The 14,052-nt window shown below is 67.0% G+C and carries 12 protein-coding genes and 2 pseudogenes; 2 read left to right on the forward strand and 12 right to left on the reverse strand.

All coding sequences use genetic code 11. From position 1 onward, the window contains the following. On the forward strand, positions 1–430 hold a 430-nt coding region (locus MFF01_RS21835; protein WP_306421631.1), incomplete at its 5' end, for an NUDIX hydrolase. Positions 431–550: 120 nt separating this feature from the next. Here the strand turns inward: MFF01_RS21835 and MFF01_RS21840 are convergent. The 3 genes from MFF01_RS21840 to MFF01_RS21850 all read right to left on the reverse strand — a co-directional run bounded on the left by MFF01_RS21840 (position 551) and on the right by MFF01_RS21850 (position 2,415). Beyond that, positions 551–718 (reverse strand): hypothetical protein, encoded by a 168-nt coding sequence (locus MFF01_RS21840; protein ID WP_238228553.1) that lies wholly within the window; start codon positions 716–718, stop codon positions 551–553. A 36-nt stretch (positions 719–754) separates the two neighbouring features. Beyond that, complete coding sequence (locus tag MFF01_RS21845; protein ID WP_238228555.1) at positions 755–1,171, reverse strand: nucleotidyltransferase domain-containing protein; 417 nt, start codon at positions 1,169–1,171, stop codon at positions 755–757. 317 nt (positions 1,172–1,488) lie between these two features. After that, on the reverse strand, positions 1,489–2,415 hold the full coding sequence (locus MFF01_RS21850) for an EthD domain-containing protein (protein ID WP_238228557.1): 927 nt from the start codon (positions 2,413–2,415) through the stop codon (positions 1,489–1,491). A gap of 337 nt (positions 2,416–2,752) precedes the next feature. Here MFF01_RS21850 and MFF01_RS21855 point away from each other — a divergent pair, with 337 nt between their 5' ends. Beyond that, complete coding sequence (locus MFF01_RS21855) at positions 2,753–3,871, forward strand: metallophosphoesterase (protein WP_238228559.1); 1,119 nt, start codon at positions 2,753–2,755, stop codon at positions 3,869–3,871. 302 nt (positions 3,872–4,173) lie between these two features. Here the strand turns inward: MFF01_RS21855 and MFF01_RS21860 are convergent, their stop codons facing one another. The 9 genes and pseudogenes from MFF01_RS21860 to MFF01_RS21900 all read right to left on the reverse strand — a co-directional run. Next, a complete protein-coding gene (locus MFF01_RS21860) occupies positions 4,174–4,995 on the reverse strand; it encodes an oxidoreductase (protein WP_238228561.1) in 822 nt (273 codons plus the stop codon). A 40-nt stretch (positions 4,996–5,035) separates the two neighbouring features. Then, positions 5,036–5,191, reverse strand: a complete 156-nt coding sequence (locus MFF01_RS21865; RefSeq protein ID WP_238228562.1) for a hypothetical protein — start codon at positions 5,189–5,191, stop codon at positions 5,036–5,038. Between the two features lie 59 nt (positions 5,192–5,250). Beyond that, positions 5,251–6,661, reverse strand: a pseudogene (locus tag MFF01_RS21870) (MATE family efflux transporter). Between the two features lie 10 nt (positions 6,662–6,671). Continuing rightward, positions 6,672–6,914, reverse strand: coding sequence for a hypothetical protein (locus tag MFF01_RS21875; protein WP_238228564.1), 243 nt, complete (start codon positions 6,912–6,914; stop codon positions 6,672–6,674). Between the two features lie 25 nt (positions 6,915–6,939). Next, on the reverse strand, positions 6,940–7,788 hold the full coding sequence (locus tag MFF01_RS21880) for a Vgb family protein (RefSeq protein ID WP_238228566.1): 849 nt from the start codon (positions 7,786–7,788) through the stop codon (positions 6,940–6,942). A gap of 298 nt (positions 7,789–8,086) precedes the next feature. Further along, positions 8,087–8,629 carry a TetR/AcrR family transcriptional regulator gene (locus MFF01_RS21885; RefSeq protein ID WP_238228568.1) on the reverse strand — a complete coding sequence of 181 codons (543 nt, stop codon included), beginning with the start codon at positions 8,627–8,629 and terminating at the stop codon, positions 8,087–8,089. A gap of 212 nt (positions 8,630–8,841) precedes the next feature. Continuing rightward, positions 8,842–11,949, reverse strand: coding sequence for an efflux RND transporter permease subunit (locus MFF01_RS21890; RefSeq protein ID WP_238228571.1), 3,108 nt, complete (start codon positions 11,947–11,949; stop codon positions 8,842–8,844). Beyond that, positions 11,946–13,031 (reverse strand): efflux RND transporter periplasmic adaptor subunit, encoded by a 1,086-nt coding sequence (locus MFF01_RS21895; RefSeq protein ID WP_238228573.1) that lies wholly within the window; start codon positions 13,029–13,031, stop codon positions 11,946–11,948. Before MFF01_RS21895 ends, MFF01_RS21890 begins: the two co-directional genes overlap by 4 nt. A 438-nt stretch (positions 13,032–13,469) precedes the next feature. Continuing rightward, positions 13,470–14,021, reverse strand: a pseudogene (locus MFF01_RS21900) (helix-turn-helix domain-containing protein); the annotation flags it as partial. Positions 14,022–14,052 lie beyond the last annotated feature (31 nt).

The following is a 14,052-nucleotide window of genomic DNA, read 5'->3' on the forward strand; positions in this document are numbered from 1 at the left end:
ACTTTTCAGGAGGCAGGCCATGACGAATATTGCGAGTCAGACAATCCGTATCGCCGCTGCGTTGATCGACGACGGACGAGGGCAAATCCTCCTTGTGCGTAAAAGAGGCACCCTTTGGTTCATGCAGGCGGGCGGCAAGATTGAAGCAGGAGAGGGCGCGCTCGTAGCGCTCAGCCGGGAACTGCGCGAGGAGATCAGCGTGACCCTGATCGAAAGCGAGGCTCGTCATCTCGGCTGTTTTCAGGCTTCGGCCGCCGACGAGGTTGGGGCGCGTGTCGACGCCGAACTCTTCCATGTACGGCTTGCTGAGGCTCCCGTAATTGGTTCTGAGATCGAGGAAGCGATCTGGGTCAGTCCCGATGATGCGGAAGGCCTCCCGCTGGCTCCGCTGACCCGTGAATATGTGCTGCCTCTTGCACGGAAGATCTGAGCATCCGGTCCCACGCTCTTGGCCAAGAACGGACAGTCAAGGAATTATCTGGAGGGGCCATACAGTCTCGACCCAACCCGGCCGTCGGGACCGCCATCGAAGCTTCCCGGGAGCGGACATTCACAGGCTGCCCGATAACTCCGTTTGCAGGGGGATGAGCCACTCGTGATTGGGGTGCAGATCATTCATCCAGATAACCAGTTGCTCTTTCTCGCTGGTAGAAAGTTTAGGTAGGCAAAGTCCGAAATCCGCCTGATCTTTATCTCGAAAGTGCTTGACCTTGAACAACACCGCGATCATTGGAGCAAGGTATGGGATACCTCCTTAGCTAACGCGAACAGCGTCAGAGCGCGCCATCTTTATGGTCGGATTGCGCTTATAGACCCATAGGTCGGGCGTGCCTTGCTCAATCATAAGATCGACCCGCCAAACACCTCGCTGCATGTCTCCGCCCCAAAGCTGCCATACATCGCTGGGCACGGGGGCTGAAGGCGGCAGATATTCGATAACTCCATCTCTCACTGTGAAGAAATCGAGTTGACATAAAATATTACGAAGATGGTCTGTGTCATGGCGAAGAGCAACAAAATCTAAGTCTTCGTGTGCGCGTGTTTGCTTGCCATGCCATATATCCAGCGCCCATCCACCCGCGACATACCATGGGACAATCGCCCCTTGGAGACGCTGATCCAGTTCGTGGGGCGACCATGCATCCCAAGCGTTCTCGTCGGGAGGGTTCATCGAACTAACCGGGTGCTAGTCATAGTTACGCGTAGGAAAGCGGACGCTGCAAAAGTCTCGGCTAACGGTCGTAACCGGCTCTGGCGGAAATGTCGGCTTTGAAGCATCTGCCGTCCAGAAGCGGACAGGCAGGAAACCACCCCAAGCCGACCTTCTGATAGCGACCCAACCTGGTCGTACAAGCTGCCGCACAAGCTTCCCGATAGCGGACCTTTGGCGCGGTTCTTGGTAGATGCCGACTACCCTCTGGAGGAATGGTTCGAAGGAGCCGTCCTCGGTATCAGACGGTGCCGCTACCGCGGCGTCCTGGGGGCGGGTCATCGACGTTCGAGGAGCGTGCCGGTGTGCAGCAGGTGACGGACATCGTCGGCGACCTGGTTGCGGGCACCGAGCCGCTCGATGAGTTGGGCCGGTCGGCTGCCACGCAGGCCGGCGAGCGTCAGCCGCTTGTCCCGAACATACGTATAGACGCCGCTGACCGCGAACGGGGAGGCATAGGCCACGTCGGCCTCCAGGCCCTCGGTCGCCCGAATAAAGGCATCGGACGCATAGAAGATGCTCCGGTCCAACGGCGACGCGAACGCGAGGTCGATGATCGCGATCAGGCGACGCTCGGGAGGGACCTCGTGCCCGACGTTGGGCGCCGGAGGAGCCGGGTGGGCGTTGTCGTAGGTCTCGGGCAGGTGCAGGCGGACCCGCAGCACCGCATCCTCGGCGGCGAGCGCCCAGGCGAGGCGATTGACGCGCTCGCCGAACGCCCCCGCATCGTCGTGGGCGCCGCCGAGATGGAGATGGATGCGGTCGAGCCCGTCGTCGGCGTTCGGGGAAGGTTCGGCGACCCGGTCGACCAGCGTCGTCGACCCCTTCGGCAGCGCGTAGGCGACGGTTGCCGCGAACATGTTCTGCTCGTCCGCAAACAGGATCGCGCAGGCCTCGTTGAATGCCTCCTGGTCCTCCGCCGCGTGAAACCCGATCTCGACGCCCCCATCGAGCTCGTAGTTGGGGAACGGCCGGATGCCGTCCATCGCCGGCCAGAGGCGGGCGTCCTGCTCGCGGGACAGATGGGTCTGCACGTACCAGCCGAGCCCCGGGACTCGTGAGCATAGTGGGCCATGCACGTCCCGCCAGTAGGTGGCGAACAGCTCATGCGGCACCTTGGGATGCCGCAGGACCGTGGTGTAGGAATTGATCGCGATGGCGGCGTCGCGGTCGGAATAGTCGACGGATGTCGTGAGCTTCGGCACGGTCATGTCCTTGGGTGGGGGTGGCTCGCGTGACGAGGCGTGGTGCAGTCCCTGAGGGGATGACGCGCGAGACGCACTGCCGGGCACATCGACGACGCCGGGCTTCGAACCCCGGCCGTATGAAAAGGTCCTCGACTATAGGGTTAGAGCGCTGGCGGGTCGCGCGCCACGCGGAAGGAATCCGTTAATCAAGAGCGCAGGTGTGCTCGGGGGCACCTCACGGCGGGTGCGAGGTGGATCGGTCCGTCCTTTCGGGCACGGCCGGTGATACTGCCGGGTTCATTCCGGATGCCGGACCAGCCCCGGGCTGACAGTCCACCGTCGTCGAATTGAGCGTATGTTCCACCTGATCTTCGGTCTGCCCAGCATCTACGTCATCACCCGGGTGCTCTGGCCGCTGCCTTGGCCGTTCGCACTAAGGGCGGCCATCGCGGTCCTCCTGCTGATCGCGTCGCAATACCACCTCTGGAGCCGGCTTTCGTCCGGTTCGGTGTTCGCGCCCGAGTTTCCGCGCGGGCTGATCGTGCTGTTTAATTGGGCGTTCGGCGCGATCTTCCTCGTGGCGGCGATGCAGCTGGCACTGGACGTCGTGGCCTTGGCTTCCAGGGTCATGCCCGGTGGCAGTTGGGCGATCCCCATAGGCTGGCGATACGCCGAGGCGGTGCTGGCAATGATCCTTTCTGCAGTGGCTGTGCAGCAGGCCGTACGGGTGCCACCGCTCAAGGACGTCACCGTCGAGATCGAAGGTCTCCCAGCCGGTTTCGACGGCTACACCCTGCTGCAGCTCACGGACCTGCATCTCAGCCGGCTGTTCCCGGCGACGTGGGCGCGCGAGGTGGTGGCGCGATCCAACGCGCTCGGCGTCGACCTCGTCGTGGTCACCGGCGACCTGATCGACGGGTCCCTGGCATCGCGTCGCGCCGACGTGGAGCCGCTGCGGGGCCTGCATGCCCCTGACGGGGTCTGGGTCATCCCAGGGAACCACGAGTATTTCTTCGAATACGCGGCATGGATGCGCCACTACGCCGACCTCGACATGGGCGTGCTTGAGAGCCGGCATACGGTCCTGAGACGCGGTGAGGGCGCGGTGGTCCTGGCGGGCGTCACAGACCTGTCGGCCGCGCATTCCGGCCAGCCGGCCCATGACCTGAATGCGGCCCTGGCCGGTGCCCCCTTGGGCGCCCCCGTCGTCCTTCTCGACCATCAGCCGAGAGATGCGGCCAAGGCGGCCAAGGCGGGCGTTGGCCTGCAACTGTCCGGGCATACGCACGGCGGGATGATCTGGGGCCTCGACCGGCTCGTGGCATGGGCGAACAACGGCTTCGTCTCGGGTGCCTACCCGCTCGGTAGCATGACGCTCTACGTCAACAACGGCACGGGTCTGTGGCCGGGCTTCGCCCTCAGGCTTGGGCCTCCGTCCGAGCTGACGCGCATCACGCTGCGGGCCAAGCCCTGATCCTGGTGGTAGATGTTACTCGACGACCGGATCGAGGAGCATGGGGGCATGATCGATCCGTTCGATGTCGTGACGACGTTCGTCGCCCCCCTCATGGCCGGCGTTCGCGCGAACGCCGCGACTGCAACGTCGAACACCTGTGATTAAGCCGGGGTTGGGTTGAAGGTACCTGCCACCTGCGGCTGCATAACAGGCAGCCTGAGCCTCATGCTTCTTGGCTCGTTAAGGAGCTCCGCAATCGCCCCCTCGACGCCTGTGACCCGCCCTCGGCCGGATCGTGGGCGGCGGTCGCGGGGAAGCAATTAGGGGACCTGGGGAAGGCCCATCTGCTTTCTAAAACTCTTGTCGAAGGCCTTGGCCGGCACGAAACGGCGAAGCAGGCTGGCCTGCCGCGCCACCGGTCCGGCGGCGTAGCGGCGCTTGGGTGTCGTCGCGGTGGCCGCCGTCACGACGACCTTCGCCACGACCTCGGGCGTGTCCGCGGTCGTCATGACCTCGCGCAGGAACTGGTCCCGCCCGGCGCGCTCGGTCTCGTAGATGTCCAGCGGCGTGTCGGAGCGGACCAGGTTCTGGTCGAAGGCCGTGCGGGTGAAGGCGGGCTCGACGAGCACCACCCGGATGCCCTGGCCGCGGATCTCGTGGTCCAACGACTCGGAGTAGCCCTCGACCGCATGCTTGCTGGCGCCGTACAGCGCCATGTAGGGCGCGGGGATCAGACCCTGCACCGAGCTGATGTTGATGATCCGGCCGCCCTTCTGCGACCGCATGATCGGCAGGACGGCGCGGATCGTGCGGACGACACCGAACAGGTTGACGTCGAACATCGCCTGGGCCTGTTCCACCGAGGATTCCTCGGCGGCGCCGCTGATGCCGAAGCCGGCGTTGTTGACCAGCAGGTCGATGCGCCCCGCCTCGCCGAACACGGTCTCGATCATCCCGGCGACCGAGGCGTCGTCGGTCACGTCGCAGGTCAGCATCCGGACGCCCGGGTCCGCGGCCGGCGCAGGTTTCCGGCTCGTTCCGTAAACGCGGTAGCCGGCGGCCCGCAGGGCTTTCGCCGTCGCCTTCCCGATCCCGGAAGCCGCCCCGGTGACGATGGCGGTCTTGATGGACGTCTGGCTCACGATGCTCTCCTCCGACGCGGCAGACCCTCCTGCCGCCTATTCACAATAGATTATAATCATAATATAAAAAGGCAAGACCTGATCGGTCGCGACGCAGTTCGCGATGCACCGCTTGACCTGCCACCAGGAAGGTTGCCGCACGCAGGCCCCGCAGCACCCCTTCGCCGATCTGCCATCCATCGCGGGTGCCCGACATCGTTCACCCCCTCCCGTCGATCCCGCCCGCGATCCGATGTCCGGCCATCGGCCACCGGATCAGCGCCTGATCCCCGCGGTGGGCGCGAGGCCTGCGGGGACCGGGGATGCACCCACGGCGGGATCGACCGGGATCAACCGGCCCGTCGCGAAGGCGGCCGCGTTGACGAGGCCCATGGCGACGAACCCGGCCGCAAGCGCGACGAACATGCCGGAGATGCCGAACCCGAGCGTGGCCGCGATCCAGGCGCCGCCAAGCGCCACCCCCATCCGGAGAAGACTCGCCGCCAGCGGCCAGCCGACGCGGCCCGTGCCCTGAGCGGCGAAGTAGAGGGCCAGGCCGAAGCCGAAGAACCCGTAGAACGGACCGACGATGCGCAGGTAGAGCGCGCCGGTGGCGAGCATGGCCGGATCGTCGCCGAACAGGCCGAGCCACCCGGCGGGATGCAACGCGGCCGCAAGCCCGATGGCCTCCGTCAGGATTCCGGCCACGACGGCGCCGGTGAGCGCAGCCTGACGGGCGCGGGCCGGGTTCCCGGCCCCCAGGGCGGTGCCGACGACGGCGGCGATGGGCGAGCCGAGACCGAACACGAGGGGGACCAGGAGGTATTCGAGCCGCGCCCCGGTGCCGTAGCCGGCCACGGCCGCCGGCCCCGCCATCCCGACGAAGCCGGTGGCGGCGATGACGGTGACGTTCGAGGTCATGCTGGCGATGCCCGAGAGCGCGCCGATGCGCAGGATCTCCCGGGACGGCGCCCAGGTGAGGCGGGGCAGGCGCCGGCTCGGCTGCAGGACGCCGCGCCCGGACCAGAGGTAGGCAGCGAAGACCGTCGAGCCCACGGCGTAGTAGGCCACGAACGCGACGCCCCCGCCGACGATCCCGAGTTCGGGAAGCGGCCCCCAGCCGAAGATCAGCGCGGGGGAGAGCGGGATCAGCACGATGGCCCCGAGGCACGAGACGACGGCCGGAAGCGCCATGTTGCCGGTGCCGCGGATCACCGCCCCGAGGGCGTTGAAAAGCCAGACCAGGATCGCCCCGCCGAACACGACGGACGCGTAGGCGGTCGCGGCCTTGAGCGAGCCGCCGGTCCCGCCCATCAGCGCGTAGAGGGACGGCCCGAGGGTCAGCGCGAGGAGGCTCGTGGCGGGCGATCCCGAGGCCGATGGCGAGGGCCGCCGCGTGCCATGCCAGCACCCCTGCATCCGCCTGCCGCTCCGCTCCGAGTGTGCGCGAGACCGCCGACTGGATGCCGCCGCCCATGCCGCCGGCGGACAGCATCTGGACGAGCATCATCACCGGGAAGACCAGCGCCATGCCGGCCAGGGCATCGGTGCCGAGTCCGGCGACGAAATACGTCTCGATCAGGCCGATGGAGGTCTGGACCATCATCACGAGGACGTTCGGCGCGGCCATCCGGGCCAGGGTCGGCATGAGGGGCGCTTCGAGCAGGCGGCGCGTGCGGATGTCCATGGCGAGGCGCTCACGCATTCGATTGGTGGGTGTCGGACCCGTCAGCGCCCCTGGGCGCCGGCCGGGAGCGGGCCTCCGGCGGGATGCCGACACCGGCGCGCAGTGCCGCGACCTCCGCTTCGAGCCGCGAGAGGCGTCGGTCATAAATCTCCCCCTCGGTCACGGCCATCGCGGCTTCGAGGTCTCCGAGCCTGTCCCAGAGGCGTCGCCACGCTGCCGGCGAGAACAGGTTGCGAAGGGTGGTTTCGACCATGGTCATGTCTCCCCGTGCCGCCGCCTCAATCCACGTTGACGGAGCGCAGGTGGAAGCTCGGAGCCTCCCTTCCGTCCTTCGCCACCTTGGAGAGGAGGCCCAGCTGCCCCTCGGCGACCCAGATCCTGTCGCCTGCGACCGTCACGCCCGTGGGGCCGGCGAACTGGCCGATGGGATCGAGTCTGGCACGGTCACCTGAGACCGTGACGCGGCTCAGGGCGCCGCTGCCCTCGACCATCAGGAACCCGTCCCTGAAGGCGCGCAGCCCGTCCGGGAACGTCATGGGCCGCGTCGTTTCGAGCTTCGTGACCGCGCCGGCGGTCCCGTCCCTGACGTCGATGCGGAACAGCTCGGCGCCCAGGAAGGTGTTGACGTAAAGGTTGCCGTCCGCGCCGAAGGCGATGCCGTCGAGCCCCTTCTTGAGCGCCTCGTCCTCGACGAAGACGTCGAACTCGGCGGCGCTAGGCTTCAGTCGGAGGATCTGGGGGGCGAAGGTGTTGGTGACGTAGAGCGCACCCTGCGCGTCGAGGACGAGGTCGTTCGCCAGGGTCTTCTCGCCGGCCAAGCGTACGCTCTGCTTGAGGGCGCCGGTCGCGAGGTCGAACGCCTTGACCCAGCCGCCTTCCGTGCCGGTCGGCCCCTTCGCACCGATGGCCGTGGCATCGTTCGAGGCGACCCACAGGGTCCCCCGCCTCTCGTCGACCAGGAGGCCAAAGGTCGAGGGGGTGCCGTGGTCGCCGGGCTTCAGGAAGGCCGTCGCGACCGCCCCGCCACCATCGATCCTGAGCACGCCCCCATCGGCGATGCTGCTCACGAACAGGGTGCCGTTCGCAGCCGAGGTGACGTTCTCCGGGAAGCGACCTGTGTCCGGCAAACGGATCGTGTCCGGTCTGTCGGACGCGATTGCGGGCAGGCCCAGGAGAGTGAAGACGACCGAAACCCTTAGGGCGGACCAAAGCGGTTTGGCACGATCCACGGCATGACGATGCATCATCGGCAGCCTCCTTCCGCGATAGGGACCGGCGCACCCACCCGAATGGCCGATGACACCGGAATCAATATATTACGTATATAATCTATTGAGACGCAATCGAGTCGTCAACTGCCGTGGGTTCGATCCGATTGACGCTCGCGAGAACGCCGCCACCTCTCGGAGGCTGGTCTTCCGCCCCTCAGGGGGCGACGGAGGAATGCGCCGCCTGGAGGAGATCGTTCGCCAACTTCTCGTCGTTGACAGCCCGCGCCAGGACCACGGCTCCAACGAGCGTCGACAAAGTCGCGAGGGACTTCTGCCGACGGCGCTCCCTGGAAGCCTTCGGTGTCAGGTTGGCGAGGATGGAGGCCAGACGTTCGACGCCGTGGGTGAAGCGCGTCCGGACCGGGCTGCCCAGCCCTTCGCGCGAGACGTCGTTGGCCAGGGCCGCGAGGGGGCATCCCTTCCCGGGTGTCTGGACATGCGCGAGGGACAGGTAGTTCGCGAGGATGGTGTCCACGTCCCCGCGCCGGTCCTCGCTGAGCGCGGCATCGAACGCCTCGACTGCGAGGGCGTCCTTGTTGGCGAACTGGCCGTAGAAGCCGCCATGGGTCAGGCCGGCGGCAGCCATGATGTCGGCGACGCCGACCCCGTTGAGGCCGCGCTCGCGGAACAGGGCCGCCGCGACCTCGACCACACGTTCGCGGTTCAGCCTGGCCTGCTCCTGAGATACGCGTGGCATCCTCAAATCCTTCCGTTTCAATCCTGATATGGATGCAGATCGTCATTTAAAACAGTGCCATCGCCCTTTCGACCTTTCGGAGGTGCAGATTGGACAATCGACCGGCCCGCGCGGGAGGGCACTCACGCGGACCAGCCGACGCACCGCACGCTCGCAAGATGAACGCACGATCCGGGGATCCCTACCGATCGAGGGAGCGAGGGTTCTCCCGCTTAGGCCTCGACTGGGAGGGACGATACGGATGGCTCCGCCGAAGCGTCGACCTTCGCGGGTGAGCGGGTCACACGGAACCACAGGGCGTAGAGCGCGGGCAGGAACAGCAGCGTCAGGAGGGTGCCGACCCCGACGCCACCGATCAGGACGTAGGCCAGCGCCCCCCAGAACACCGAGTGGGTGAGCGGGATGAAAGCCAGCATCGCCGCCGCCGCCGTCAGGATCACCGGTCGGGCCCGCCGCACCGTCGATTCGACGATGGCATCGTAGTCGGACAGGCCCGCTTCCCGGTCGTGGTGGATCTGGTCCACCAGGATCAGGGTGTTGCGCATCAGGATACCCGACAACGCGATCAGCCCGAGGATCGCGTTGAAGCCGAAGGGCTGATGGAAGAGCAACAGAGTCGGCGCGGCGCCTACGAGGCCGAGCGGGGCGGTGGCGAACACCATGATCATCGTCGTGAACGAGCGGACCTGGATCATGATGACGGTCAGGGTCACGATCAGCATGATCGGGAACACCGCCACCAGGGACATCATCGCCTTCTCGCTCTCCTCCACGGCGCCGGCCGTGTCGATGCGGTACCCTGAGGGCAGATTCGCCTTGATCGGGTCGAGCAGGGGGAAGACCTGGGCGTGGATGTCCGGCGGCTGCTTGCCGTCGAGGACGTCGCCCTGCACCCGGATGTAGGTCTCGCGGTTGTAGCGCTTCAGCACCGCATCCTCGTTCCGGGCCTCCAGCCGTGCAACCTGGGATACCGGCACCTGGCGGCCGTCCTTCGTCGCCAGCGTCAGGTCGCCGATCTCGCCGAGCGAGCGCCGTTCGGGGCCGGGGCTGCGCAGCAGCACGTCGACGGATCGCAGGTTCTCGCGGACCTGGGTCGCTGGCGTCCCGTTGAGGTAGCTCTGCAACTGCTGCCCGGCCTCCTTCGGCGTCAGGCCGATCAGGCGCAGGCGCTCCTGGTCGAGGGCGAGGTGGAGGTTCGGGGTCCTGTTGCCCCAGTCGAGGTGGACGAGACTTAAGTTGGCGTTGGCCGCCATGACGTCCCGGACCTCGGCCGCGATACCCCGGATGACGTCGAGGTCCGGCCCCACGACGCGGAACGCGACGGGGAAGCGGATCGGCGGGCCGAACACGATCTGAAGCACGCGCACGCGCGCCTCGGGAAACCGACCGTCGTCGACGAGTTTTCGGACTTTGGCCCGCAGCGCGTCGCGGGCGTGGGCATCCCCCGTCTGGACGACGATCTGCGCGAAGGCCGGGTCGGGCAGTTCGGGGTCGAACGAGAGCACGAAGCGGGGCATGCCCTGGCCGATGTAGCTCGTGATCTCGCCGGCCTCGGGCAGGTCGCGCACGGCGGCCTCGACCTTCTTCACGCTGGCCTCGGTGGTGGCGAAGGCGGAGCCCGCCGGCAGGGTCACCTCGACGATGAGCTCGGCCCGCTCCGAGTTCGGGAAGAACTGCTGCTCGACACGGCCCATGGCGACGACCGCGCCCGCGAACAGGGCTACGATGATTCCGGCGGCCACCCATTTGTGGTCGACCGACATCCGCACGACGCGGCGCAGGCGTTCGTAGTTCTTCGTGGCGTAGATCGCCTCGTGCCCGCCTTCCACGCGCCTGATGTTCGGCAGCAGCTTGACCCCGAGATACGGCGTGAAGGTCACCGCCACGATCCACGAGATGATCAGCGAGAACGACACCACCCAGAAGATGTTGCCGGCGTACTCGCCCGCGGTGGAGGCGGCGAAGCCCACCGGCAGGAAGCCCGCGATGGTGACGAGGGTGCCGGTCAGCATCGGTGCGGCGGTGGCGCTCCAGGCATGGGTCGCCGCCTCGATGCGGTCGGCGCCTTCCTCCATCCGCACCACCATCATCTCGATGGCGATGATCGCATCGTCGACGAGGAGGCCGAGCGAGATGATCAGGGCGCCGAGCGTGATGCGGTCGAAGTCGCGCCCGGTGATCATCATCACCACGAACACCGCCGACAGCGTGAGCGGCACGGCCAGCGCCACGACGATGCCGACCCGGAAGCCGAGCGCCACAAGGGAGACGAAGATCACCACGGCCAGCGCGGTGAAGAACTTGACCATGAACTCGTGGATGGCGTCGTCGATGACCTTGGCCTGGTCGGTGATCTTTCTGAACGTAATCCCCGTCGGCAGTTCGTGATGGATCGCCACCTCCTCGGCGTTCAGGGCCTCGCCGAGCTTGAGTCCATTGAATCCCGGCTTCATCACGAGGCCGAGCATCAGGGCCGGCTCGCCGTCGTTGCGGACCGCGAAGGTCTTCGGGTCCTCGTAGCCGCGCTTGATCTCGGCGATGTCGCCGAGCTTGAGGCTGCGGTCGCCGGCGGCCACCGGCAGGTTGCGGATCGCGTCGAGGCCGTCGATGGCGCCGTCGAGGCGCAGGTAGACCCGGGGACCGGCCGCCTCGACGAAGCCTGCCGGCGTGACGTCGTTCTGGTTGGCCAGGGACTGCAACAGCTGCTGGCCGGTGATGCCGAGCGTCGCAAGGCGCTGGTACGAGATCTCGACGAAGATCTTCTGGGCCTGCTCGCCCAGGATGTTGATCTTCTCGACGCCGGCCACGCGCAGCAGGCGCTGGCGCAGGTCCTCGGCCCGCAGCACGAGGTGACGGTGCGGCAGGCCCTTCGCCTGGAGGGCATAGAGGGCGAAGTAGATGTCCGAGAACTCGTCGTTGAACAGCGGCCCCATCACCCCGCGCGGCAGGCCGGAGGCCTGGTCGGAGAGCTTCTTGCGCGCCTGGTAGAACTCCGACTGGAGCTTGGCCGGCGGCATGTTGTCCTTGAACATGACCTTCATCAGCATCAGGCCGGGTCGCACGGTGGTCTCGACGCGGTCGTAGTACACGAGCTCCTGCAGGCGTTTCTCCAGCGGATCGGCGACCTGGCGCTGCATCTCCTCCGCGGTCGCTCCCGGCCAGGCGGCCGAGACCGCCATCACCTTCACGGTGAAGGCCGGGTCCTCGGCGCGGCCGAGCTTCTGGAAGGCGAAGAACCCGGCGCCCGTCAGCGCGAGCAGCAGGAACAGTGTGACGGCCCGTTCCCGGACCGCCAGGGCGGAGAGGTTGAAGCCGGTCATCTGGCGACTCCCGTCATGCTCGGGGGAGCCTGCCGCACGGTCTGGCCGGCCTTGAGGAGGTGGGCCCCGAGCGAGACGATCCGGTCGCCGGGGCTGAGGCCCGAGGCGACCTCCGCGCTTTCCTCTGAGAGACGGGCGATGGCGACGGGTTGGGCGGTGACGGTGCCGGTGGCCGAGTCGAACCGCCAGACAGCCGAACCGTTGCCTGCGTCGAACAGGGCGGCCAAAGGCACCTCCACCGCCGCGGCGCGCCCGGTCTCGGTGGCTTTGAGCCGAAGCGTCACGGTCGCGCCCAGCGGCGCGTCCTCACCACCGCCCGAGAGGATGTAGCGGGCCCGGTAGGTCCGGGTGGCCGGATCGGCGGTGGCCGACAACTCGCGCAGCCGCGCCGGATAGGTCGCCTCGCCCTCGGCATAGAGCGTCGCCGAGGCCGTACCCTTGGCGAGGCGTCGGCTCGCCTCGGGCAGGAAGACCTCCGCCTCGCGGGACCCGTCACGGGCGAGCTTCACCACGGTCTGGCCGGCGGCGACCACCTGACCGGGCTCGGACGGCACCTCCATCACGACGCCGTCGGCATCGGCCTGGAGCTCGGAATAGCCGGCTTGGTTGGAGACCTGGCTCGCCTGGGCTTCGGCGTTGGCGAACTGGGCGATGGCCGCGTCCGCCGCGGCCTTGTTCTGGTCGTAGGTCTGCTTCGAGGTCCAGCCGTCGCCGACGAGCTTGCGGCTGCGCTCCTCGTCCGCCTTTGTCCTGATCATCTGGGCGCGGGCGGCCTCGACGGAGGCCCGGGACGCCGTGAGCGCCAGGGTGAAATCGGTCCGGTCGAGGCGCATCAGCGGCTGGCCGCGCTTCACCCGGTCGCCCGGATCGACGAGGCGCTCGAAGATCTTTCCGCCGACCCGGAAGCCGAGGTTGCTCTCCGTGCGCGCCCGGATCACCCCGGTGTAGCGCGCCACCCCGCCCATTCCCGGGGTGACCTCGACGGTCTGGACCAGCGGCGGCTCCGGGGTCACGGCGGTCTCGGCCGGCGAGCATCCGGCGAGGGCCAATCCGGTCAGCCCGAGCACCCATCTCGTATCCATCGCCCGCCTCCTCGCGACCGGTTCAGGGACGCGTTTATATGATGATCTACATTTATTATGAGGACAGAACCTACGTCAATGGCCGTTGAGCGACGGCGACGAGTGATTTCGCACCTACCACGTCTTGAGGCGCATTCCCGGAGCGCTGGCACCGGACGACGGACGAATTTTGCCATTATAAATGTCGTAGATAATTCAATAATCAAAGCATGGCGGACGAGGGCATCCCTTCGTCCAGTTCCGGCTCAATGAGGACCGGCAACACCCGGATGTCGGTTCAGGAGGGGCTCTATGCGCAATCGCGGAGAAAGGTCTGCTACACCGGCATCCCGTCTGCGTAATTACCCACCCCTTGCGCGGGCGGGATTTCGCTGGTTCTTTCGCGGGATGGGCCGAAGCGATCTTGAGCGGCTAAGCCGCGAGGAGTTGATTGAGCTGGTGCTGCGGATGCAAACCAGACCTCTACGGACTTGACCCCGACAGCCTGCGCGATCTGCGCCAGACGGTCGGGGAAGCCTTTTTAAAAACGGCGGCAGCGTCCGGGTCCTGGGCGTGATGGCGCGGGCGAGCCGAGAGCTTCCGGTAGCCCATCGCCCGCAAGACCCGGCTCAAGGTCTGCTCGGAGACCGACACGCCGTGATCCTCGCACGGGATCTGGGCCAGATCGCACAACTGCCAGCGCACCACGCCGTGGGCGGCGGGCGTCGGCCCCTGTTCGACCAGGCCCCTGAGAACCTCACGCTGATCGGCGTTGAGGCGCGCCCGAGCCCCCTGGGCCTTGCCGTCGATCAGCCCGCGCGGGCCATCGGCGTTGAAGGCCACGACCCAATCACGCACCGTCTGCAACCCGACCCCGCCGATTTCGGCCGCCTCCGAGCGCAGACCACCCGCGGCGATCACAGACAGCGCCAACAGGCGGCAGGTCTGGGCCGCGTCACGCGACCCCTTGGCCAGGACGCGCAGGGCCTCGGCATCAAAATCCGACCGCAGCGGTACCGGAGTGGCCTGCCTCCTGAAAAGT

The sequence above is a fragment of the Methylobacterium adhaesivum genome, from assembly GCF_022179065.1.
Taxonomy (GTDB): domain Bacteria; phylum Pseudomonadota; class Alphaproteobacteria; order Rhizobiales; family Beijerinckiaceae; genus Methylobacterium; species Methylobacterium adhaesivum.

Excerpts from the sequence above, each read along its gene's own strand:
- MFF01_RS21855 (WP_238228559.1), top strand. The coding sequence starts at position 2,753 with ATGTTCCACCTGATCTTCGGTCTGCCCAGCATCTACGTCATCACCCGG.
- MFF01_RS21845 (WP_238228555.1), bottom strand. The coding sequence starts at position 1,171 with ATGAACCCTCCCGACGAGAACGCTTGGGATGCATGGTCGCCCCACGAA.
- MFF01_RS21865 (WP_238228562.1), bottom strand. The coding sequence starts at position 5,191 with ATGTCGGGCACCCGCGATGGATGGCAGATCGGCGAAGGGGTGCTGCGG.
- MFF01_RS21885 (WP_238228568.1), bottom strand. The coding sequence starts at position 8,629 with ATGCCACGCGTATCTCAGGAGCAGGCCAGGCTGAACCGCGAACGTGTG.
- MFF01_RS21890 (WP_238228571.1), bottom strand. The coding sequence starts at position 11,949 with ATGACCGGCTTCAACCTCTCCGCCCTGGCGGTCCGGGAACGGGCCGTC.
- MFF01_RS21875 (WP_238228564.1), bottom strand. The coding sequence starts at position 6,914 with ATGGTCGAAACCACCCTTCGCAACCTGTTCTCGCCGGCAGCGTGGCGA.
- MFF01_RS21895 (WP_238228573.1), bottom strand. The coding sequence starts at position 13,031 with ATGGATACGAGATGGGTGCTCGGGCTGACCGGATTGGCCCTCGCCGGA.